This window comes from Pseudomonas syringae, assembly GCF_002157375.1.
GTDB lineage: Bacteria > Pseudomonadota > Gammaproteobacteria > Pseudomonadales > Pseudomonadaceae > Aquipseudomonas > Aquipseudomonas syringae_T.
Map to the genome: position 1 here is coordinate 1 of NZ_MTSA01000024.1, position 21,319 is coordinate 21,319.

General features: G+C 61.0%; 21 protein-coding genes. 9 read left to right on the plus strand and 12 right to left on the minus strand.

Annotated features, from left to right (window positions below):
* Positions 1-185 precede the first annotated feature (185 nt).
* The 6 genes from BW686_RS23610 to BW686_RS23635 all read right to left on the minus strand — a co-directional run bounded on the left by BW686_RS23610 (position 186) and on the right by BW686_RS23635 (position 5,487).
* Positions 186-731, minus strand: coding sequence for a C40 family peptidase (locus BW686_RS23610; protein WP_084920006.1), 546 nt, complete (start codon positions 729-731; stop codon positions 186-188).
* 94 nt (positions 732-825) lie between these two features.
* A complete protein-coding gene (locus BW686_RS23615; RefSeq protein ID WP_084920009.1) occupies positions 826-1,557 on the minus strand; it encodes a C40 family peptidase in 732 nt (243 codons plus the stop codon).
* Positions 1,558-1,631: 74 nt separating this feature from the next.
* Positions 1,632-2,396, minus strand: coding sequence for an NAD-dependent deacylase (locus BW686_RS23620; protein WP_179149364.1), 765 nt, complete (start codon positions 2,394-2,396; stop codon positions 1,632-1,634).
* On the minus strand, positions 2,390-3,094 hold the full coding sequence (hda, locus tag BW686_RS23625) for a DnaA regulatory inactivator Hda (RefSeq protein WP_007251488.1): 705 nt from the start codon (positions 3,092-3,094) through the stop codon (positions 2,390-2,392). Before hda ends, BW686_RS23620 begins: the two co-directional genes overlap by 7 nt.
* 215 nt (positions 3,095-3,309) lie before the next feature.
* Complete coding sequence (locus BW686_RS23630; RefSeq protein WP_084920114.1) at positions 3,310-4,383, minus strand: AI-2E family transporter; 1,074 nt, start codon at positions 4,381-4,383, stop codon at positions 3,310-3,312.
* A 39-nt stretch (positions 4,384-4,422) separates the two neighbouring features.
* Positions 4,423-5,487, minus strand: coding sequence for a DUF2066 domain-containing protein (locus BW686_RS23635; RefSeq protein WP_084920012.1), 1,065 nt, complete (start codon positions 5,485-5,487; stop codon positions 4,423-4,425).
* A 340-nt stretch (positions 5,488-5,827) separates the two neighbouring features.
* Here BW686_RS23635 and purM point away from each other — a divergent pair, with 340 nt between their 5' ends.
* The 4 genes from purM (at position 5,828) to BW686_RS23660 (ending at position 8,883) form a co-directional block, all read left to right on the plus strand.
* Entirely contained in the window at positions 5,828-6,886 is a 1,059-nt protein-coding gene (gene purM / locus BW686_RS23645) for a phosphoribosylformylglycinamidine cyclo-ligase (protein ID WP_004884166.1), read from the plus strand.
* Positions 6,886-7,536, plus strand: a complete 651-nt coding sequence (purN, locus tag BW686_RS23650; RefSeq protein ID WP_084920015.1) for a phosphoribosylglycinamide formyltransferase — start codon at positions 6,886-6,888, stop codon at positions 7,534-7,536. The genes purM and purN overlap by 1 nt, the downstream gene beginning before the upstream one ends.
* 8 nt (positions 7,537-7,544) lie before the next feature.
* Positions 7,545-8,258, plus strand: coding sequence for a DUF3108 domain-containing protein (locus BW686_RS23655; protein ID WP_084920017.1), 714 nt, complete (start codon positions 7,545-7,547; stop codon positions 8,256-8,258).
* 445 nt (positions 8,259-8,703) lie between these two features.
* Positions 8,704-8,883 carry a hypothetical protein gene (locus BW686_RS23660; RefSeq protein WP_084920021.1) on the plus strand — a complete coding sequence of 60 codons (180 nt, stop codon included), beginning with the start codon at positions 8,704-8,706 and terminating at the stop codon, positions 8,881-8,883.
* 83 nt (positions 8,884-8,966) lie between these two features.
* On the opposite strand, the gene BW686_RS23665 is transcribed toward BW686_RS23660, so the two are convergent.
* The 5 genes from BW686_RS23665 to cysM form a co-directional block, all read right to left on the minus strand.
* A complete protein-coding gene (locus BW686_RS23665) occupies positions 8,967-9,506 on the minus strand; it encodes a DUF2058 domain-containing protein (protein ID WP_084920024.1) in 540 nt (179 codons plus the stop codon).
* 30 nt (positions 9,507-9,536) lie between these two features.
* Positions 9,537-10,370 carry a nucleoside triphosphate pyrophosphohydrolase gene (gene mazG / locus BW686_RS23670; protein ID WP_084920026.1) on the minus strand — a complete coding sequence of 278 codons (834 nt, stop codon included), beginning with the start codon at positions 10,368-10,370 and terminating at the stop codon, positions 9,537-9,539.
* Positions 10,371-10,397: 27 nt separating this feature from the next.
* Positions 10,398-12,641, minus strand: a complete 2,244-nt coding sequence (gene relA, locus BW686_RS23675; protein WP_084920029.1) for a GTP diphosphokinase — start codon at positions 12,639-12,641, stop codon at positions 10,398-10,400.
* Between the two features lie 156 nt (positions 12,642-12,797).
* On the minus strand, positions 12,798-14,153 hold the full coding sequence (gene rlmD / locus BW686_RS23680; protein WP_084920031.1) for a 23S rRNA (uracil(1939)-C(5))-methyltransferase RlmD: 1,356 nt from the start codon (positions 14,151-14,153) through the stop codon (positions 12,798-12,800).
* A complete protein-coding gene (cysM, locus tag BW686_RS23685) occupies positions 14,153-15,055 on the minus strand; it encodes a cysteine synthase CysM (protein ID WP_084920034.1) in 903 nt (300 codons plus the stop codon). The genes rlmD and cysM overlap by 1 nt, the downstream gene beginning before the upstream one ends.
* 263 nt (positions 15,056-15,318) lie before the next feature.
* Here cysM and BW686_RS23690 point away from each other — a divergent pair, with 263 nt between their 5' ends.
* The 3 genes from BW686_RS23690 (at position 15,319) to BW686_RS23700 (ending at position 19,117) form a co-directional block, all read left to right on the plus strand.
* Positions 15,319-18,072: a response regulator gene (locus BW686_RS23690; RefSeq protein ID WP_084920037.1), complete on the plus strand. Its 2,754-nt coding sequence runs from the start codon at positions 15,319-15,321 to the stop codon at positions 18,070-18,072.
* Between the two features lie 203 nt (positions 18,073-18,275).
* On the plus strand, positions 18,276-18,713 hold the full coding sequence (locus BW686_RS23695; RefSeq protein ID WP_084920040.1) for a hypothetical protein: 438 nt from the start codon (positions 18,276-18,278) through the stop codon (positions 18,711-18,713).
* On the plus strand, positions 18,710-19,117 hold the full coding sequence (locus tag BW686_RS23700; protein ID WP_084920043.1) for an META domain-containing protein: 408 nt from the start codon (positions 18,710-18,712) through the stop codon (positions 19,115-19,117). The genes BW686_RS23695 and BW686_RS23700 overlap by 4 nt, the downstream gene beginning before the upstream one ends.
* A 594-nt stretch (positions 19,118-19,711) precedes the next feature.
* Here BW686_RS23700 and BW686_RS23710 read toward each other — a convergent pair.
* On the minus strand, positions 19,712-20,179 hold the full coding sequence (locus tag BW686_RS23710) for a TlpA disulfide reductase family protein (protein WP_084920049.1): 468 nt from the start codon (positions 20,177-20,179) through the stop codon (positions 19,712-19,714).
* A 145-nt stretch (positions 20,180-20,324) separates the two neighbouring features.
* On the opposite strand from BW686_RS23710, the gene arsC reads away from it, so the two are divergent.
* Together arsC and wrbA are read left to right on the plus strand one after the other, a co-directional pair.
* On the plus strand, positions 20,325-20,678 hold the full coding sequence (gene arsC, locus BW686_RS23715; protein ID WP_084920052.1) for an arsenate reductase (glutaredoxin): 354 nt from the start codon (positions 20,325-20,327) through the stop codon (positions 20,676-20,678).
* Positions 20,675-21,280, plus strand: a complete 606-nt coding sequence (gene wrbA / locus BW686_RS23720; protein WP_084920054.1) for an NAD(P)H:quinone oxidoreductase — start codon at positions 20,675-20,677, stop codon at positions 21,278-21,280. Before arsC ends, wrbA begins: the two co-directional genes overlap by 4 nt.
* The last annotated feature ends 39 nt before the right edge of the window (positions 21,281-21,319 follow it).

Sequence of the window (21,319 nt, forward strand, 5' to 3'; positions counted from 1 at the left end):
AGTTGAGATTTATCGTTCCCTACGCTCCAGCGTGGGAATGCAGTTCTCGACGCTCTGCGTCGCCAAGAGGACGCAGAGCGTCCTGAACGGCATGGCGACGCGGAGCGTCGCACGATAGTTGAAATAAACGCGGCGCGGCGCACTACAGGTTTGCTGCAGGTTGGTAGATCGCGGGCAAGGAAGCGCTACGGCCGAATCTGCGCCAGGCTCGCTGGCTGGATCACGCGCTTGGCGTTGAGGTAGGCGCGCTGCCAGTAGGGTTTGTCGAGGCTGTCGAGTTTGACCGTGCCTCCGCTGGCCGGGGCATGCACGAAGCGGCCTTCGCCGACGTAGATGCCTGCGTGGGAGACCTGCGAGCCACCGGACGTGGCGAAGAACACCAGATCCCCTGACTGCAATTGCTCGCGACGAATATTCGGCGCGCCCATCACGATCATCTCGCGGGTGGAGCGTGGCAGGGAGATACCCGCCGCATCCCGATAGACATACCCTATGAGACCGCTGCAATCAAAACCGGAGTCAGGCGTGTTGCCGCCCCATCGATAAGGCGTGCCGACAAGCCCCAACGCGCGAAACAGCACGTCTTCGGCAGCCGGAGAGAGAATCTGGGGAGGTGCGGTGACCACCGGACGCTGAACGATCCGGGGCGCTTTGGGCGGAGGCGGCGCGCTGGCACAGGCGCCTAGCAACGCAGCAACAGAGATGACTATCAGGCGCAAAGCAATCGACATACACACAACAACCTGATCCGGGTGCGGCTTACGCTGCCGAGAAGCTCAAAAACGCAGAAAGACCCGAAGGTCTTTGTCAGCGATTTCTATTGGTTCACTTGTTCACGTTGCGCCGCTTTGGCGCGGTCTTGACTGTAGTCGATGTCATCGCTGTTGTCTGCGTGTCAGCCGCTGCAGATTTTACAGCCACTGTACCGGGCGCCATCGCCAAAGGCCGCTTGGCCTCGATGAAGGTCTTGCTCCAGTAGGCATCATCGAGGCTGTCGATGCGCACCCCGCCGCTGCGGCGGCTGCTGGAATGAATGAATTGCTGATTGCCAGCGTAGATCGCTGCATGGCTGACACGACCGCGGCCGCGGGTGCTGAAGAACAGCAGATCGCCAGGCTTGAGGTTGCCGCGCGAAACCAGCGGCGCGTCAACGTTGATCATTTCACGAGTGGAGCGCGGCAGGCTCATGCCAGCCTCTTCACGGAACAGATAACCGATGAAACCGCTGCAATCGAAGCCCGAACGGGTCGACGTGCCGCCGAACTGGTAGCGCGTACCGATCAGCGACTTGCCGCGTTCAAGGATACTGTCGGCCAGAACCGGCAGTTTGTAAGATTTGTTGTCAGCGAACTGAGCCAGTTCGTCTTCAGTGGCCAGTTCGTCCTGCAAGGCTGCCGCATCAGCGCGACGGGCTGCGGACTGTGCCGTTACCGTGTTCTGGTAATGCGGAACCGGCTGAGCCTGCTCTTGCTGTGCAACCGGCATATTGGCCGAGCAACCGAAGAGGAAGGTGACAAGTGCGAGAGGCACGAGGGGTGCGAAGCGAACAACTTGCATGGGCACAACCGTGGCTGACTTCTAAGAAGCCGAGACTATGCCCGCAATCAAAGCGATTTGCAAATTCAATCGAACTAGATGTGACTTATGAGTTCGGCCATGACATGTGCCGCGCGGCACTGCAGAAAAACGTCCATTTGCGCGCTGTGATCAGTGGGCTGTGGATTGATTTCTGCGGTAAATCCCCCGGAAACACGGGTGCGGATGACCGGCTCATGAATGTAGGGGAAGCTGGCGGTGGTGCCGATACTCAACACCGCGTCATAGCCTATAGCCAGTTGTTCATACAGTGTTTCCAATGCCCTTTCCGGGAGCATTTCCTGAAAAAGAACGACGGGCGGTCGCAGAATGCCACTACAGCTGCGGCATAACGGCGGCAATGGACGCTGCAAATGCTCACTCAGTTGAGAATCCTGCGCACCACACGACTGACAGAACAACGGCGAAAGCTGCCCGTGAATCTCGATCAGGCGCTCGGGCGGACTGCCAGCGGCGCGATGATAACCGTCGACATTCTGGGTCAGCACCCAGCACTCGGGTTTGAGGCGCTGCAACTGGGCGATGGCGTAATGAGCCACATTGGGCTCGCCGCCCAGGCACGCCTTGCCCAGTTCGGCGATATATTTCCAGCACAGTTCAGGGTCACGGCGCAGCATCGGCCCGGACAGGGCCACTTCTATCGGCAGGCCGTCATCCGTCTTGCCGTTGTAGAGCCCGCCGACGCCGCGGTAGGTCGGCAACCCGGAATCCGCCGACAACCCGGCGCCAGTGATCACCAGAATCCGCTTTGCATGGCGTAACGCTGCTGCGGTTTGCAGGATCAGCGCCTGATCTACCACCCAAGCGTCTCTTTAAGGAAGGGAATGGTCAGCTTGCGTTTTTCCTGAAGCGAGGCCTGATCGAGGCGCTCCAGCAATTCGAACAAGGCGCTCATGCTGCGCGTACCGCGCGTCAGGATGAAATGGCCGACATCGTCGGTCAGGTGCAGGCCGCGGCGTGAGGCGCGCAGTTGCAGCGCTCGCAGTTTGTCCTCGTCGGACAGCCCGCGCATCTGGAACACCAGCGCCATGGTCAGACGGGATTTGAGGTCGGGGAGTTTGACCGGCAGTTCGCGAGGCGACTTGGACGCTGCAATCAATAGACGACGGCCGCTATCACGCAAACGATTGAACAGGTGAAACAGGGCTTCTTCCCAGTCCGGCTTGCCGACCACGGCTTGCAGGTCGTCGAGGCAGACCAGCTCGTACTGTTCAAGGTGGTCGAACAGCTCGATACCTTCATCGATGACTTCCGCCAATGGCAGGTACACCGCCGGCTCGCCCATCTGCTCGAAACGCAGGCACGCTGCCTGCAGCAGATGCGTGCGCCCTACTCCGTCCTTGCCCCACAGGTAAATGAGGCTTTCCGTCCAGCCGGCATCGGCTTCGCACAGCCGCTCGACATAGCCGAGTGCAGCGGCATTGGCGCCTGGATAGTAATTGACGAAAGTGGCGTCATCACGCAGACGCACACTCAGGGGCAGCTGAATCGGTTTCATGCTGACTAACGGCTCATGCAAACCGTCAAGGGCCTCTGTGTAAAGTACGCGAAGTTTATACCCGTGAGGCGGGTCGCACAATGCGACAGACCTCAAGCAAAATCAAAGGTTTGCAGCAGCGCGGCGAATGCGGGGATGGAGAAAGGAGGTTTGGCGCGCGGCCCACGCCATTCCAACGGCCTCTTGCGCAGCGCTGCGCAGAGGCCGTGTTCAGCTTACAGCTCCGGATCTTCCGCACCGGCGTAGATTTCCGAGTCCTTGTAGACGTCGTGCATGTGGCGCACCAGCACCATGATCACCGCCGCGACCGGCAAGGCCAGCAAAATGCCGGTGAAACCGAACAGTTCGCCCCCTGCCAGAATCGCAAAAATCACGGCGACCGGGTGCAGACCGATGCGATCGCCCACCAGCAGCGGCGTGAGCACCATGCCTTCGAGGGCCTGACCGATCATGAACACCGCCACGATCCCCATCATCGGGTACAGGTCACCCCCGAACTGGAACAACCCGGCCACCAGCGCCGAACCGATGCCGATCACGAAGCCCATATAAGGCACGATGGCAGCCAGACCGGCGATCACGCCGATCAACAGCCCCAACTCCAGACCGACCAGCATCAGACCGGCCGCGTAGATCACACCCAGCCCGACCATGACCAGCAACTGGCCGCGAATGAACGCCCCCAGCACTTCATGACATTCGCCCGCGAGTTTGACGATCTGGCTTTCACGCTGGCGCGGCAACAGACCACGAATCTTGCCGGTCATGATGTCCCAGTCACGCAACAGATAGAAGCAGACCACCGGGATCAGCACCAGATTGGTCAGCCAGCCGATCAGCGCCAGGCTGGACGCCGTGGCCTGCGACAGCACGACGGAGACGATGTCCCCGGCCTGCCCCATGTGCTCGGAAATGGCCGCCTTTATCTTGTCGAACTTCCAGAAGCCGTCCGCCAGACCAAACTTCGCCTGCACCCACGGCATGGCCGAATGCTGCAACCAATCGAGGATCTGCGGTGCCAGCTCGTACAGGCGAAACAGCTGCTTGGCCAGCATCGGTACCAGCACCAGCAGCAAGGTCATCAGCACCAGCGTGAACAGGCCGAAAACTGCCACCACGCTCAAGGTTCTGGACAAGCCCGCACGCTCCAGACGGTCCACCAGCGGATCGCCCATGTACGCCAGTAGCAACGCCACCAGAAAAGGAGTGAGGATCGTGTGCAGCAACACCACGAAAGCGACCAGCAAAGCCAGCCCGCCGATCCAGAACCAACGCCGCGTATCAGTCATCAACATCCCTCAACCCAATGGAAAAGCGTTCTTGCCGAATTACCAGCGGAAATACAGCTGTGGCGCAGACGCCGGGACAATCATCGGCGCCTGAGCGGGTGCAACGGGAGCGGCCGCATCGACAGGCGCAGCGGGCGCTGCCGCAACCTCACTGGCAGGCACTTCCTGCAGTTTGGCCAGCGACATCTGCGAGCGTAGCTGATCGGTGCTGCCACTGACGTCGAACACCATCCGGTCACCCTCGACAGAACTCAGACGCACGCCGAACGGTTCAAGTAACTGAAGCAGTTGCGCATAACGCTCAAGTGTCATGCCTTGCACCTGGATCGACAGGCCGGTAGACGCACCGGGCTTGGTCACAAAGCGCGGGGCCAGACGCTCGCTCACGGACAACAGCACCGCGTCGGCCAACGCTTCGGAGGTTGCACCCGTCGCGGTGCCCTGCTCGCGTTGATCGCCCAGCCACAGGCGCCATTTGCCCTGCCATTGCCCGGCGTCTTCCTTGGCATGCACCGCCAGGATCGCGTCGGCGCCGTAGCGCTCGGAGGCTTCCTTGAGCGGCGCCGGATCGGTGGCCTCCAGCGTCTTGGCATTGCCGATACCTTGTTCACCCAGGTCGGCAAGCGGCAAGCGCAACGGCAGACCCCGGTGCTGTGCGGCGCGTCGCAACGGTTCGGCAGCCGCCTGACCATCGCCGACCAGGTTGGCGCCTTCGACCGAGTCGTTCAGCCACCAGCCCAGAATCGACGGACGGTTGCTGCCCCAGATCGACAACCCGGCGTCACGCAAGGCGCGCTCAGTGGTTGCCGGATCGAAATCCACCAACAGGGTTTCCGGCGGACCGGCTTCATAGCCGTACTGGCTGATGATCTGCTGCGGGTCCTTGCGCAACGCGGCGATGGCTGAACCCTGCACCGCCTTGGCGTCGCCGGTCAAGCGCAGCACCAGCGTGTCGACGGCGGCCTGGGTAGCGCGAGTGCGCTCGTCGGGCGACTGACCGTTGACCGGTTCACGCACCTGATAAAGATTGCTCACCGTTTCGGCAAGGCTGGGAAGGCTGATCAGGGATAGACAGCCGACGAGAAGGATTCTGGAAAAACGCATGGACAGTTCCCGAACGGAAAAAAGTAAAAGAAGCAGCTTCAGGAGGTACACAGCCTGGGACAGCCGTGAGCCACCAATCATTCAATTTCGGCATAAAGTACACCTTAAACGTCTGCACTCGCACTGATCGTACCGGCCAGAACAGGTTTATTTAGTGCAACACGGCCCCTGTTGTCGGCGCAAGGATGGCCCCTAGGGAGCAAGCCTGATAAAATCGCGCGCCTTCGCAGACCGGCAATCGCCACGGCCCAACCTTAACATCGCCTTGCAACGCGGTGCTGAACGGGTCCTAACGCAGCGGTCGATACCTCCGAATCCCCCCTAAAGGCCTGGATTTTCTATGAGCAAGCAACCCTCCCTGAGCTATAAAGACGCCGGTGTAGACATCGACGCCGGTGAAGCATTGGTCGAACGCATCAAGAGCGTCGCCAAGCGCACCAAGCGTCCGGAAGTCATGGGCGGCCTGGGAGGTTTCGGCGCCCTTTGCGAAATCCCGGCGGGCTACAAGCAACCGGTTCTGGTTTCCGGCACCGACGGCGTGGGCACCAAGCTGCGCCTGGCCCTGAACCTGAACAAGCACGACAGCATCGGCATCGACCTGGTCGCCATGTGCGTCAACGACCTGGTGGTGTGCGGCGCCGAGCCGCTGTTCTTTCTCGATTACTACGCCACCGGCAAGCTCAACGTCGAAACCGCCACTCAGGTGGTGACCGGAATCGGCGCGGGCTGCGAACTGGCCGGCTGCTCGCTGGTCGGCGGCGAGACCGCTGAAATGCCGGGCATGTATGAAGGCGAAGATTATGACCTGGCAGGCTTTTGCGTCGGCGTCGTGGAAAAGGCCGAGATCATCGACGGCTCGAAAGTCGCTGCCGGTGACGCCCTGCTTGCCCTGCCATCGTCCGGCCCGCACTCCAACGGTTACTCGCTGATCCGCAAGATCATCGAAGTCGCCGGTGCCGACATCGAAAACATCCAACTGGACGGCAAGCCACTGACCGAACTGCTGATGGCGCCGACCCGCATCTACGTAAAACCTTTGCTCAAGCTGATCAAGGAAACCGGCGCGGTCAAGGCGATGGCCCACATCACCGGTGGCGGCCTGCTGGACAACATCCCCCGCGTTCTGCCGCAAGGCGCACAGGCGGTGGTCGATGTCGCCAGCTGGCAGCGTCCGGCCGTCTTCGACTGGTTGCAGCAGCAAGGCAACGTCGAAGAGAACGAAATGCACCGTGTGCTGAACTGCGGCGTCGGCATGGTCATCTGCGTGGCTCAGGAACACGTCGAAACAGCCCTGAACGTTCTGCGTGAAGCCGGCGAGCAGCCGTGGGTGATCGGCCAGATCGCTACCGCTGCCGAAGGCGCTGCACAAGTCGAGCTGAAAAACCTCAAGGCGCATTGATGCCAGCCATCTGCGAGGTCGTGGTGCTGCTGTCCGGCACCGGCGGCAACCTGCAAGCCATGATCGACAGCTTCAAGGACGAGGCCAGCCCGGTCCGCATCCGCGCGGTGATTTCCAACCGTGCCGATGCGTTCGGGCTGCAGCGCGCCAGAGACGCGGGCATCGAAGCCTGCGTACTGGATCACACCGCCTACGAAGGTCGCGAGGCCTTCGATGCGGCGCTGATGGAACTGATCGACACGTTTCAACCACAACTGGTGGTACTGGCCGGATTCATGCGCATCCTCAGTGCAGGGTTCGTTCGTCACTATCAGGGGCGCCTGCTGAATATTCACCCTTCCCTGCTGCCGCGTTACAAAGGCTTGCACACGCACAAGCGCGTGCTGGAGGCCGGCGACGCCGAGCATGGGTGCAGCGTGCATTTTGTCACTGAGGAACTCGATGGCGGCCCACTGGTCGTACAGGCAGTTATTTCGGTACAGTTGGACGACACGCCAGCGGCGCTCGCGCAACGGGTTCACGCTCAAGAGCACCGTATTTACCCACTGGCTATTCGCTGGTTTGCCGAAGGTCGATTGGCCCTTGGTGAACATGGCGCATTACTGGATAACCAGTTACTCCCGGCCAGCGGCCATCTGATTCGACATTAGGAGATATTATGCGTCGCGCTCTGCTCTTCGCTTTCGCTCTGCTCGCATTGCCTGCCGTACAGGCCGCAGACCTTCAACCCTTCTCCGCCAGCTACACCGCCGACTGGAAACAGCTGCCGATGAGCGGCACCGCCGAACGCAGCCTGGAAGCCGGCGCCAACGGCACCTGGACCCTGAGTTTCAAAGCATCGATGATGATCGCCAGCCTGACGGAAGTCAGCACGCTGAAGGTCGACAAGGACACCCTGCTGCCACAGACCTACAGCTTCGAGCGTAGCGGCCTGGGCAAATCCAAGAAGGTCGATCTGGCCTTTGACTGGAACACCAAGTTCGTCACCGGGACCGACCGTGGCGATGCAATCAAGCTGCCGCTTAACCGGGGCATTCTCGACAAGTCCACTTATCAGCTGGCGTTGCAACACGACATCGCCGAGGGCAAGAAGAGCATGAGCTACCAGGTCGTCGACGGCGACGAAGTGGACACTTATGACTTCCGCGTACTGGGCTCGGAAAAGGTCACCACTAAGACCGGCCAGGTCGACGCCATCAAGGTCGAGCGCGTGCGTGACCCGACGCAAAGCAAGCGCACCACCGTGCTGTGGTTCGCCAAGGACTGGGACTACCTGCTGGTCCGCCTGCAACAGGTTGAAACCGACGGCAAGGAATACAACATTGTGCTGCTCGACGGCACCGTCAACGGCAAGGCCGTCAAAGGCACCTGATTGACCTGACCGCCGCCGCGACACAGAGCCCCGCTTTCAGCGGGGCTTTTTTATGCCTTCTCGTTCCGCACGGCCCAGTGGAATGCCCTTCGTACCGCGCCGCCTGCTCAAGACCGGACGCGGAGCGTCCAGAACAGCGCTACCACGCAGAGCGTGGGAGCGATAATGCACGGACTCGCTACCACGCAGAGCACGGGAGCGATAATGCACGGGCTCTCGCTCCGCACGCTCACGGCACATGAAAAATCCTTCACTTAGCCATGAATCCGCTGAAAGCCTCGCCATACGTGGCCTGTAGCCACACTGACGATTTATGAACCGCCGGGAACCTGAACGGGCTATTTACTTAGGCAGCTAACAACTTCTATAAAAGAGTCCTGCGACACATCGCCGCAGTATCCAGAGGCCTAACCATCAAGGCCATTAAAGTCAGGAGCTTACTACTATGACTGTCAGAGTTACTGAACGCGACGACGCCCACCTCTCCCACGAAGCCGTAGCCGACGGCATCCAGATCTGGGATGTGCATCAACAGGACCAGCTCGTGGGGATGTTCCACGTCGAGGCCGAGGCCCTTCGCTACAAGGAAGAGCTGGAAGCGAAGGAAAGCCAGGGCAATCACTGAGCACCTTCCCTGAACCAGAAACCCCAAGAACAAGAAAAGACAAAACCCGCAGAATGCGGGTTTTGTTTTAACCGGTCAGCGGGTTACCACATCAGGTCATCGGGCACCTGGTACGCCGCGTACGGATCATCGGCATCCGGCGCTTCGGTCGGCGTGTTGAGCAACACGACACGGCGCGGGTCGCGCTCCTGAATCTTCAGCGCAGCTTCGCGCGGAATGATTTCGTAACCGCCACCGTGATGCACGATCGCCAGCGAGCCACTGCTGAGCTTGTTGCGCACCAGCGCATTGACCGAGATCCGCTTGACCTTCTTGTCGTCAACGAAGTTGTAGTAGTCCTCGGTGATCAGCTTGGGCAGGCGTGACACTTCGATCAGTTGCTTGACCTGAGCGGTACGCGCCTTCTGCTCGACCTTCTCTTGCTGCTGACGGTTCAGTTCCTGGTCACGCTTGGCCTTCTCGGCCATCGCTTCCTGAGCCGCACGCTTTTGCGAGTCGTCGGCCTGAGCCTGCCCTTTGTGTACCAGACGCTGTTCTTTCTGCTTTTCTTTGCCGACCTGCTTGGCCTGCTTTTGGTTGACCAGACCTGCCTTGAGCAACTGATCGCGAAGGGAAAGGCTCATTGTCTACTCACTTATGCCGTTACCGCACGCTCAGCCGCAGCCGGGCGTGCTCTTTTCCTGACGTTTGGCTTCGCCCCACAACGCATCCATCTCTTCGAGTGTGTACTCTTCAATGGGACGCTGAAGGTGGCGCGATGCCTGTTCAATGAATCGAAAGCGTCTGTCGAATTTGCTGTTGGCCGCGCGTAACGCCGTTTCCGGATCAACGTTGAGGTGCCGGGCCAGATTCACGACGCTGAACAGCAGATCACCGACTTCTTCAGCGATGGCTTCAGCATCATTGTCGACCATCGCTTCGAGAATTTCATCGAGTTCTTCACGCACCTTGTCGACCACCGGCAAGGCCGCAGGCCAGTCGAAACCGACCTGTGATGCACGCTTCTGCAGTTTGGTGGCACGACTCAGCGCCGGCAAGGCACCTGGCACATCATCCAGCAGCGACAACTGCTCAGGCACTCCGGACTTTTCGGCGCGTTCCTCGGCCTTGATTTCGTCCCAGCGGCGGTTGACCTGCTCATCGGTCAGACGCGGGGTTTCCGGCGGCGCATACAGTTCGCCGGTCGGGAACACGTGGGGGTGGCGACGCAGTAACTTGCGCGTGATTCCGTCCACCACACCGTCGAACTCGAAGCGCCCTTCTTCCTTGGCCAGTTGCGCGTAAAAGACCACCTGAAACAGCAGGTCGCCCAGTTCACCCTGCAGATGATCGAGATCGCCCTGCTCGATGGCATCCGCCACTTCGTAGGCTTCTTCCAGCGTGTGCGGGACGATACTGGCGTAGGTCTGCTTCAAGTCCCAGGGGCAGCCGAACTGCGGATCACGCAGCCGGGCCATGAGATAAAGCAGGTCCTGAACGGTGTACACGGGGCTCCCGTGGGTCGGCGCTGACACTTACGGCGTCCTGTTTCTGCGTGTTTCGATGATGTTCGGCAACTGGGAGATGCGCCCCAGCAACCGCCCCAGCGCATCCAGCCCCGGAATCTCGATGGTCAGGGACATGAGCGCAGTGTTGTCTTCCTTGTTCGAGCGGGTGTTGACCGCCAGCACGTTGATGCGCTCGTTGAGCAGCACCTGAGTGACGTCACGCAGCAGCCCGGAACGGTCGTAGGCGCGGATGATGATGTCCACCGGATAGGTGAGCACCGGCACCGGCCCCCAGCTGACCTGGATGATCCGCTCGGGTTCGCGACCGCCCAGTTGCAGCACCGAGGCGCAATCCTGGCGGTGGATGCTAACGCCGCGGCCTTGAGTGATGTAACCGACAATCGCGTCGCCCGGCAGCGGCTGGCAGCAGCCAGCCATTTGCGTCATCAGGTTGCCGACGCCCTGAATCTGAATGTCGCCGCGCTTGCCGGGCTTGTAGCCGGTGGCCTTGCGCGGAATCAGCTCCAGCTGTTCATTGACCCGATCCGGCTCGACCTGCTGCTGAGCCAGGTTGACCAACTGCGCCAGCCGCAGATCGCCCGCCCCCAAGGCCGCGAACATGTCGTCGGCGGTCTTGTGGTTGGCCTTGTCCGCCAGTTTGTCGAAGTCGACCTGCGGCAGCGCAAGACGCGCCAGCTCACGCTCGATCAGGGTCCTGCCAGCCGCGACGTTCTGGTCACGCGCCTGCAATTTGAACCAGTGAACGATCTTGGCCCGCGCCCGGGACGTGGTGATGTAGCCCAGGTTGGAGTTCAGCCAGTCGCGGCTCGGCGTACCGTGCTTGCTGGTGATGATCTCGACCTGCTCGCCGGTCTGCAGGCTGTAGTTGAGCGGCACGATGCGGCCGTTGATCTTCGCACCACGGCAGTTATGGCCGATCTCGGTGTGTACCCGATAGGCGAAGTCCAGCGGCGTCGCGCCCTTGGGCAGGTCGATGGCGTGGCCGTCAGGGGTGAAGACATAGACGCGATCGGGTTCGATATCGACCCGCAACTGCTCGGCCAGACCCCCGATGTCGCCCAGTTCTTCATGCCATTCCAGAACCTGACGCAGCCAGGAAATCTTCTCTTCGTAATGATTGGAGCCGGATTTGACGTCGGTGCCCTTGTAGCGCCAGTGCGCGCAAACGCCCAGCTCGGCTTCTTCGTGCATGGCGTGGGTGCGGATCTGCACTTCCAGCACCTTGCCTTCCGGCCCGATGACGGCCGTGTGCAGCGAGCGGTAGCCGTTTTCCTTGGGGTTGGCGATGTAGTCGTCAAACTCCTTGGGAATATGCCGCCACAGCGTATGCACAATCCCCAGCGCGGTGTAGCAGTCGCGCATTTCCGGGACCAGCACGCGCAACGCACGCACGTCGTAGATCTGGCTGAACGCCAGGCCCTTGCGCTGCATTTTGCGCCAGATGGAGTAGATGTGCTTGGCACGGCCGCTGATGTCAGCCGTCACGCCGGTGGCTTGCAGCTCGTTGTCCAGCTCGGACATGACTTCGCTGATGAAGCGCTCGCGATCCAGCCGGCGCTCGTGCAGCAATTTGGCGATCTGTTTGTACTGATCAGGCTCCAGGTAGCGGAAAGACAGGTCTTCCAGCTCCCACTTGATGTGACCGATGCCCAGCCGATGCGCCAGCGGCGCATAGATATCGAAGACCTCGCGGGCCACCCGGTTGCGCTTTTCGTCATCGGCGTTCTTCACCGCACGAATCGCGCAGGTGCGCTCGGCCAGCTTGATCAGGGCGACGCGCACGTCGTCGACCATCGCGACCAGCATCTTGCGCAGGTTTTCGACCTGCGCCTGGCTGCCCAGCACCAGCGACTGCCGGGGGCTGAGGCTGGCGCTGATCGCCGCCATGCGCAGCACACCGTCGATCAGTTTGGCGACCGTCGGGCCAAAGTGCTGTTCGACCTCCGGCAACGGGATCACGCCTTCGCGCACACCGCGGTAGATGACCGCAGCGACCAGAGAATCCTGATCCAGCTTGAGGTCAGCAAGGATTTCAGCGATTTCCAGACCCGTCTGGAAACTGGAGGTGCCTTCTGCCCAATGATTCTTGTGGACCTTGTCGTTCTGCTCGGCTTGCCGGGCAAATTCACAGGCCTGCTTCATGACTTCCCGGTCCAGGACCAGGTCGACGCTGACAATATGATCGAGCCATGCGTCGAGATTGATACTGCCGTCTGTGTTTATCGGCTGGTTCGCTCTCACCTGTACCATGCTGCTTACCTTCCCTACGGCGCGATGAATAGCGCCATCAGTCGCCAGCCTTCTGAGCGAATGCCACTTGCCGGGCAAGCAAGGACCGGCATTCGCGGGCCAGTCGGATTAAATGAGATTCCCTGTCAGCCGCTGGACTCTATCCAATGAAGCCGCTCACTTACTCATTTCAAATAAAGCCATCGCCTCGACATGCGCCGTCTGTGGAAACATATCGAGGATTCCGGCACGTTTTAATCGGTAGCCCTGATTCACCAGCTCGACCGTGTCACGAGCCAGTGTTGCCGGGTTGCACGACACATAAAGCAGCCGCCGGGCGCCTGTTTTGCGGATCTGGCGAACCACTTCGAAGGCCCCGTCACGCGGCGGGTCCAAGAGTACCGCAGAAAACCCGTCCACTGCCCACTCGGCATGTATCAGCGGCTGGGAAAGATCCGCCTGAAAAAACTGCACATTGTGCAGATCATTACTCATTGCGTTGACGGCTGCACGTTCGACCATCGTCGCAACGCCTTCCACCGCCACCACTTCTTTTGCCAGCCCCGCCAGCGGCAAGGCAAAATTGCCCAGGCCGCAAAACAGGTCCATCACACGTTCATCCGCCGCAGGTGCCAGCCATTGCAGCGCTTGCTCGATCATCGCGGTATTGACCGCCGCATTGACCTGAATGAAATCCCCCGGACGCCACGCCAGTTGCAGGTTCCACGGCTCCAGCCGATAGCCCAGCGTATCGCCTGGGCTGACCGGTTGCGGCTCGCCTTCGCCGTGCAGCCAGAGCTGCGCGTCATGCGCCGAACAGAACGCTTGCAGGGTGGCCAGATCGGCCTCTGCCAACGGCGCGGTATGACGCAACAGCAGCGCAGTCGAAGAGCCGCTGAACAGTTCGACGTGACCCAGCACTTGGGGCTTGCTGAAACTTTTCAGCATCGCCGGCAACTGACTCATGACCGGTTGCAAGGCCTGTACCAGCACCGGACATTCCTCGATGCTGACGATGTCCTGACTGGCCGCCGCACGAAAGCCGACGTCCAGCCGTTTGGCCTTGGCGTCCCAGCGCACCGCGACCCGCGCGCGTCGGCGATAGGCCAGTTCGGACCCGCTCAGGGGCGCGGCCCACTCGTCCGGCACCACGTTCGCGACCCGCAGCAATTGCTCGGCGAGCATGCGCTGTTTCAGGGCAAGCTGCTCTTCATAGGGCACGTGCTGAACGCTGCACCCGCCGCAACGCCCGAAATAATCGCAGGCGGGCGCGCGACGCATGTCGCTGGCAACAAACACGCGCTCGGTGCGCGCTTCGACGACCTTGCCCCGTGCATTGAGCACCCGCGCCTCGACCTCTTCGCCGGCCAGACTGCCCGCGACGAACCAGGTCCTGCCCTCGACAAACGCGATGCCGCGCCCGTCGTCAGACAGGCGTTCGATCGTCAGCCGCTGCTTTTTACCGGCAGGCACCTGCACGCTCTTGACGCCGCCGGTGGGCTGGAAGCGCAGGCCTCTTTCATGCTTGGCCATCAGTTGGGCGTGTCGTAGATACCGGTCGACAGGTAACGGTCGCCTCGGTCACAGATGATTGCCACAATCGTGGCGTTTTCGACTTCACGGGCGATGCGCAGCGCACCCGCCACCGAACCGCCGGACGACACCCCGCAGAAGATCCCCTCTTCCCGGGCCAGCCGACGCATGGCTTCTTCGGCTTCGACCTGCCCCATATCGATGATGCGATCAACACGGCTCGACTGATAGATTTTGGGCAGGTATTCGGTCGGCCAGCGACGAATGCCGGGAATGGACGCGCCTTCCATCGGTTGCAGACCGACGATCTGCACGTCGGGATTCTGTTCCTTGAGGTAGCGCGAGGTGCCCATGATGGTGCCGGTAGTGCCCATCGAGCTGACAAAATGTGTGACGGTGCCGGCGGTCTGCTGCCAGATTTCCGGCCCCGTGGACGTGTAATGCGCCTCGGGATTGTCGCCATTGGCGAACTGATCGAGCACCTTGCCACGCCCTTCGGCCTGCATGCGGTCGGCCAGATCGCGAGCGCCCTCCATGCCTTCCTCCTTGCTGACCAGAATCAGCTCGGCGCCATAGGCCGTCATGGCGGCCTTGCGTTCGGCACTGGAGTTGTCCGGCATGATCAGGACCATGCGGTAACCCTTGATCGCCGCAGCCATCGCCAGCGCGATGCCGGTGTTACCGGAAGTGGCTTCGATCAGCGTATCGCCCGGATGAATCTGGCCGCGCAGTTCGGCACGGGTGATCATCGACAGCGCCGGACGGTCTTTTACCGAACCCGCAGGGTTGTTACCTTCCAGTTTCAACAGGACGGTATTGCTGGTATGGCCGGCCATGCGTTGCAGACGCACGAGCGGGGTGTTGCCGACGCAATCGGCGATGGTTGGATACTGCAGGGTCATGGCGTATTCGCGGTCCAGTCTGCGGGGGCGCCTATCATAACGGCAAACGCTCAAAGCCCATATCACGCAAAGTGCGGTAGATATTCCCAAAAGGCATAACGCGCATTTTATGACAGCCTGCGATTGGCGTGGTTTTTGAAGGAAATCGCATCACGGCATGCCCACACCTTCGTTAAATGGCTAAACTCGTCCGCTGATGCCGATACAGACGGGCAGCCGATGCCCGATATCGACAGATTGATACCTGTTGCTGGAGAGAAAGCGTGCTGACCAAGCTGGGTATAAAAGGCCGTGTGCTGCTGCTGACAATTTTGCCTGCCAGCCTGATGGCCGCGACGCTGGGCAGTTATTTCACCTGGATGCAGCTCAATGAACTGCAAAGCCAGTTGCTGCAGCGCGGCGAAATGGTCGCTCAGGACCTGGCGCCTCTGTCGGCCAATGCGCTGGGGCGCAAGGACAAAGTGCTGTTGAGCCGTATCGCCTCGCAGACACTTGAGCAGACCGACGTGCGCGCCGTGTCGTTCCTGGATGTTGATCGCACGCCTCTGGCCCACGCCGGCCCGACCATGATCAGCCCGGTGCCAATCGGCAACAGCTCGCAACTGCTCAGCTCCACCGGCAACGACGCCACCCGCTACCTGCTGCCGGTGTTCGGCCATCAACGGCACCTGACCAGCCCGATCATCCCCGCCGAAGCCGACACGCTGCTGGGCTGGGTCGAGCTGGAAATTTCCCACAACGGCACTCTGCTGCGCGGCTACCGAAGCCTGTTCGCCAGCCTGCTGCTGATTCTCACCGGGCTGGCCGTTACCGCCACCCTGGCCGTGCGCATGAGCCGGACCATCAACGGCCCGATGAGTCAGATCAAGCAGGCGGTGTCACAACTCAAGGACGGCAACCTCGAAACCCGCCTGCCGCCGCTGGGCAGCCGAGAGCTGGACGAGCTGGCGTCAGGCATCAATCGCATGGCGGCCACGCTGCAAAACGCGCAGGAAGAACTGCAGCTCAGCATCGATCAGGCCACCGAAGACGTCAGGCAAAACCTGGAAACCATCGAGATCCAGAACATCGAGCTGGACCTGGCGCGCAAGGAGGCGCTCGAAGCCAGCCGAATCAAGTCGGAGTTTCTGGCCAACATGAGCCATGAAATCCGCACGCCATTGAACGGCATTCTGGGCTTTACGCACCTGCTGCAAAAAAGCGAACTGACGCCGCGCCAGTTCGATTATCTGGGCACTATCGAAAAGTCAGCCGACAACCTGCTGAGCATCATCAACGAGATCCTCGACTTCTCGAAAATCGAGGCCGGCAAGCTGGTGCTCGACAACATTCCGTTCAACCTGCGTGACCTGCTGCAGGACACCCTGACCATTCTTGCCCCGGCGGCCCATGCCAAGCAGCTTGAGCTGGTCAGTCTGGTGTACCGCGACACACCGCTGGCACTGTCTGGCGACCCGTTGCGCCTCCGGCAGATCCTGACCAATCTGGTCAGCAACGCGATCAAGTTCACCCGTGAAGGCACCATCGTCGCGCGCGCCATGCTGGAAGATGAAACCGAAGAACACGCGCAATTGCGCATCAGCGTGCAAGACACCGGGATCGGCCTGTCCAGTCAGGATGTGCGGGCGCTGTTCCAGGCCTTCAGCCAGGCGGACAACTCGCTGTCCCGCCAGCCGGGCGGCACCGGCCTGGGGCTGGTCATTTCCAAGCGCTTGATCGAACAGATGGGCGGCGAGATCGGTGTCGACAGCACGCCGGGCGAAGGCTCGGAGTTCTGGATCAGCCTGAAACTGCCCAAGGCCCGTGAAGACAAGGAAGAGTCGCTCAATATTCCACTGGGCGGGCTGCGCGCCGCAGTGCTTGAGCATCACGACCTTGCACGTCAGGCGCTGGAGCATCAGCTGGAAGACTGCGGCTTGCAGACCATCGTCTTCAACAACCTGGAAAACCTGCTCAACGGTGTGACGGCGGCGCACGAGACACCGGCAGCGATTGACCTGGCAGTGCTCGGCGTCACCGCACTGGAAATATCCCCGGAGCGGCTGCGCCAGCACATCTGGGACCTGGAAAACCTCAACTGCAAAGTCATGGTGCTGTGCCCGACCACCGAGCATGCGCTGTTCCAGTTGGCCGTCCACGACGTTTACACCCAGTTGCAGGCCAAACCGGCCTGCACCCGCAAACTGCAAAAAGCGTTGTCCGAGCTGATTGCCCCACGGGCGGTTCGTGCCGACATCGGGCCGCCGCTGTCGAGCCGTGCGCCTCGAGTACTGTGCGTGGATGACAACCCGGCCAATCTGCTGCTGGTGCAGACCCTGCTCGAAGACATGGGCGCCGAGGTTGCCGCCGTCGAGGGCGGCTACGCAGCGGTCAATGCCGTGCAGCAGGAAGCGTTCGACCTGGTGCTGATGGACGTGCAGATGCCAGGCATGGACGGGCGTCAGGCCACCGAGGCGATTCGCGCCTGGGAAGCTGAACGCAGCCAGAGCTCCCTGCCGATCGTGGCCCTCACCGCTCACGCGATGGCCAATGAAAAGCGCTCGCTGCTGCAGAGCGGCATGGACGACTACCTGACCAAGCCGATCAGTGAGCGGCAACTGGCTCAGGTGGTCCTCAAATGGACCGGGCTGGCGCTGCGCAACCCGGCACCGGAACGCCAGACTGAAGCACTCGAAGTGCATGTCGGCCCGCTGGTACTGGATCACGAAGAGGGCTTGCGCCTGGCGGCAGGCAAACCGGATCTGGCCGCCGACATGCTGGCCATGCTACTGGCCTCTCTCGACGCCGACCATGAAGCCATCCGCACGGCCCGGGCCAATCAGGACATGCTGGGCTTGATCGAGCGGGTTCACCGCCTGCACGGCGCGACCCGCTACTGCGGCGTGCCACAGCTGCGCACCGCCTGCCAGCGCGCCGAAACCCTTCTCAAGCAAAACGCGCCACACACTGAAGATGCGCTGGATGATCTGGAGAAAGCCATCATCCGCCTGGAGGCCGAAGCGCGAGTGTCGGCGTGATGACAGCGCTCGGTCCTCACAATCGGGGTCGATGAGCCCATGACCGGACACCGCTCGCTCCCCACGCTCCAGCGGGGCAATGCCGTTCCGGACGCTCTGCGTCCAACGCTCAATCCAAGGCGCTGCACATCATCGGCTCGACGCCCGATGGGCCTGCCCGCCGTGCAGAGCGTGATAGGATGCGCGCAATTTTTGGAGGATCCATGGCCGAACACGATTTTCGCTACAGCATGCTCAACCCGCAGCACACCCTGACCGAATGCCGCACCTTGGCGCCCGGCCGTTACCAGGTCACTGGCAACGGCGGCTCGCTGCATGACAATGACCAGTTGCTGGTGACCATCAAGGGCAGCAAAAGCCTGCACATGCGCCTGACCGTCGAGAAAGTCCGGCACTTGATCAACCCGCCAGGCCAATGGATTGCAGTGGCCAAAGGCCCGGTATTTGATGAGCTGGCGATCCACCAGTGGCAAGTCCACTGCGACAGCTGCAACGCCGAGCTGAATTTCGAGTTCATGGTAGAGAGCAAGCTGGGCGTCAAGGCGCAGAAACCCGCTGCCGCCGCACGCATCGCGGAGCTGGGCTGGAAAACCGAGGGAGAAAAACACGTTTGCAAGAAGTGCCAGGAGAAGGCGGCATGAAACAGTTTGCGCTCTTGAGCCTGATCGGCGGCGCGCTGCTGGCCGGCTGCACCGCTGACCCGTTGCCGATTCATCAGGATCACAGTTACGTGATGGAATGGATCGGCGAACGCCCGCTGATCGATAACAGCCGTTTGACCATGACCTTGGGGGCCGATGGCCGCGCCTATGGCAATGCCGGCTGCAATCATTGGTTTGCGCCTTACACCCTGAACGATCACACCATCAGCTTCGGCGCAGTGGGCAAGACCCGCAAGATGTGCGCCCCGGCCTTGATGGAGCAGGAACAGCGTTTCATCAAAGCCATCAGCAGCGTGCAACGTTGGGACATTTCACCCATCGAGCAACTGCGCCTGTGGCCTGCGCAAGGCAAGCCGCTGCGCTTCTGGCTCGAAGATAGCTGAGGCTTGCGGTCTTGAGATGACTATCGTTCCAACGCTCCGCGTCACACAGCGGTTCTGCGAAATCAGGTGAGTTGGGGTTCGACTCAGGTCAGCTTTTGATTATCGTGCCGACGCTCCGCGTGGGCATGCAGTTCTGGACGCTCTGCGTCCTCTTTGTGGCGCTTAGCGTCACACAAGGGTTCTGCGATTTCAGATAGATTGAGGTTCGACTCAAGGCACCTTTTCGCCCCTCGGCGAGTTACTTTGATGGGGCCAAAGTAACCAAAGCCCCTGGCTCCGTTTCCGGCCCGACTTCGTCGGGTTCCTTCGCCCTGTCACTGATCCGGGGGTCGCCGCAACGGGCCATCCATGGCCCGGTGCGGCTAGCCTGGCGTCCTGCCAGGCTACCCCCGGATCAGCGCCAGGACTCAGCCGTCACTTACGTCGCACTCTGCGTCGTCAGTGCCATTGCGGTTAAAAAGCACTGCAGTTCGTGACGCTATGCATCACAGCTCTACGTCACACCGCGTAGTCAAGATCGGGCGCGGAGCGTGGCAATTTGCATCCCCGTGCTGGAGCACAGTGAGCAATGATCTCAACTAATGGCGTCTCTGCTCAGCCCTCCCCGCGCAGCGCCTTGAGCTTCTGAATCACGGTCGCCGCCGATTGCTCACCCAGCAGTTGCTCGCGCATCTTGCCTTTGTCATCAATGATGTAAGTCACCGGCAGCGCTTCGGAAGGCGGCAGGCTGTATTGTTCAGCCGGGTCCTGAGCCAGCACGGTGAACTTGATACCCAGCGCGTTCGCGGCGTTTTTCAGTTCATCGCCTTGCAAGTTGTCGAAGTTGACGCCCAGCACTGTCACCTGCTTGTCCTTGAGCTGCTCGGACAGCGCATTGAATTCCGGAACCTCGGTACGGCACGGGCCACACCATTCGGCCCAATAGTTCACCACCAGCCAGTGGCCTTTTATACGCTCGCTGGCGACCTTTTCACCGTTCTGGTCGGTGCCCAGGTCCACGCCACAGCCGCTGAGCAGCAGACTGCCGAAAAGTATCACCGCCGCTGTCAATCGCATTGCCATTTATGTCCTTCCTCGCCTCGTTCCGCCTGCGTGACTGATAGCAGGCTTTCTTATACCCAAGCCACGACTATTGGCCATCCGATATGTCGAACAGCGTCATCACTGGGTAGAATACGCCCCACCCCATACAAGATGCGACCTGCAAATGACCGATCTGACGCTGTATCACAACCCGCGCTGCACCAAATCCCGCGGCGCGCTGGAACTGCTTCAGGCGCGTGACCTGAGCCCGGACGTCGTTCTGTATCTGGAAACCCCGCCCGACGCCGCCACTTTGCGTGACCTGCTCGGCAAGCTGGGCATCAGTGCCCGGCAACTGCTGCGCACCGGTGAAGAGGATTACAAGCAACTCAATCTGGCCGACCCGAGCCTGAGCGACGAGCACCTGATTGCCGCCATGGCTGCCCACCCCAAACTGATCGAGCGTCCGATTCTGGTCGCAGGCGACAAGGCCGTGATTGGCCGTCCACCCGAGAACATTCTGGAGCTGCTGCCGTGAGCACACCTTACATTCTGGTTCTGTATTACAGCCGCAACGGCTCCACCAGCGAAATGGCCCGGCAGATCGCCCGGGGTGTCGAACTGGGCGGCATGGAAGCGCGACTGCGCACCGTACCCGCCATTTCTGCCGACTGTGAAGCGACCGCGCCGGACATCCCGGAAAACGGCGCGCTGTATGCAAGCCTCGACGACCTGAAGAACTGCTCCGGCCTGGCACTGGGCAGCCCGACCCGCTTCGGCAACATGGCCGCGCCGCTGAAATACTTTCTGGACGGCACCAGCAACCTGTGGCTGACCGGCGCACTGGTCGGTAAACCTGGCGGCGTGTTCACCTCCACCGCCAGCCTGCACGGCGGCCAGGAAACCACGCTGATGTCGATGCTGTTGCCGTTGCTGCACCACGGCATGTTGATCATGGGCCTGCCCTACAGCGAAGCGGCATTGATCGAAACCACGGGCGGCGGCACGCCATACGGCGCCAGCCACCACGCCGGTGCGGATGGCAAACGCCCACTGGACCGTCACGAAACCGATTTGTGTCGCGCCCTTGGCCAGCGCCTGGCGAAAACGGCATTGCAACTGGACACGCCGCGCCATTGAATCGGCGCAGCGTGTTCAAGGCATTCCGTTAAATCGCAA

Bases quoted from the DNA above. Each gene is read 5' to 3' on its own strand.
- BW686_RS23615 (WP_084920009.1), bottom strand. From the start codon at position 1,557: ATGCAAGTTGTTCGCTTCGCACCCCTCGTGCCTCTCGCACTTGTCACC.
- arsC (WP_084920052.1), top strand. From the start codon at position 20,325: ATGACCGATCTGACGCTGTATCACAACCCGCGCTGCACCAAATCCCGC.
- BW686_RS23665 (WP_084920024.1), bottom strand. From the start codon at position 9,506: ATGAGCCTTTCCCTTCGCGATCAGTTGCTCAAGGCAGGTCTGGTCAAC.
- BW686_RS23700 (WP_084920043.1), top strand. From the start codon at position 18,710: ATGAAACAGTTTGCGCTCTTGAGCCTGATCGGCGGCGCGCTGCTGGCC.
- BW686_RS23635 (WP_084920012.1), bottom strand. From the start codon at position 5,487: ATGCGTTTTTCCAGAATCCTTCTCGTCGGCTGTCTATCCCTGATCAGC.
- hda (WP_007251488.1), bottom strand. From the start codon at position 3,094: ATGAAACCGATTCAGCTGCCCCTGAGTGTGCGTCTGCGTGATGACGCC.
- cysM (WP_084920034.1), bottom strand. From the start codon at position 15,055: ATGACCCTGCAGTATCCAACCATCGCCGATTGCGTCGGCAACACCCCG.
- BW686_RS23630 (WP_084920114.1), bottom strand. From the start codon at position 4,383: ATGACTGATACGCGGCGTTGGTTCTGGATCGGCGGGCTGGCTTTGCTG.
- BW686_RS23610 (WP_084920006.1), bottom strand. From the start codon at position 731: ATGTCGATTGCTTTGCGCCTGATAGTCATCTCTGTTGCTGCGTTGCTA.
- purN (WP_084920015.1), top strand. From the start codon at position 6,886: ATGCCAGCCATCTGCGAGGTCGTGGTGCTGCTGTCCGGCACCGGCGGC.
- BW686_RS23660 (WP_084920021.1), top strand. From the start codon at position 8,704: ATGACTGTCAGAGTTACTGAACGCGACGACGCCCACCTCTCCCACGAA.
- relA (WP_084920029.1), bottom strand. From the start codon at position 12,641: ATGGTACAGGTGAGAGCGAACCAGCCGATAAACACAGACGGCAGTATC.
- BW686_RS23655 (WP_084920017.1), top strand. From the start codon at position 7,545: ATGCGTCGCGCTCTGCTCTTCGCTTTCGCTCTGCTCGCATTGCCTGCC.
- BW686_RS23710 (WP_084920049.1), bottom strand. From the start codon at position 20,179: ATGGCAATGCGATTGACAGCGGCGGTGATACTTTTCGGCAGTCTGCTG.
- rlmD (WP_084920031.1), bottom strand. From the start codon at position 14,153: ATGGCCAAGCATGAAAGAGGCCTGCGCTTCCAGCCCACCGGCGGCGTC.
- purM (WP_004884166.1), top strand. From the start codon at position 5,828: ATGAGCAAGCAACCCTCCCTGAGCTATAAAGACGCCGGTGTAGACATC.
- BW686_RS23695 (WP_084920040.1), top strand. From the start codon at position 18,276: ATGGCCGAACACGATTTTCGCTACAGCATGCTCAACCCGCAGCACACC.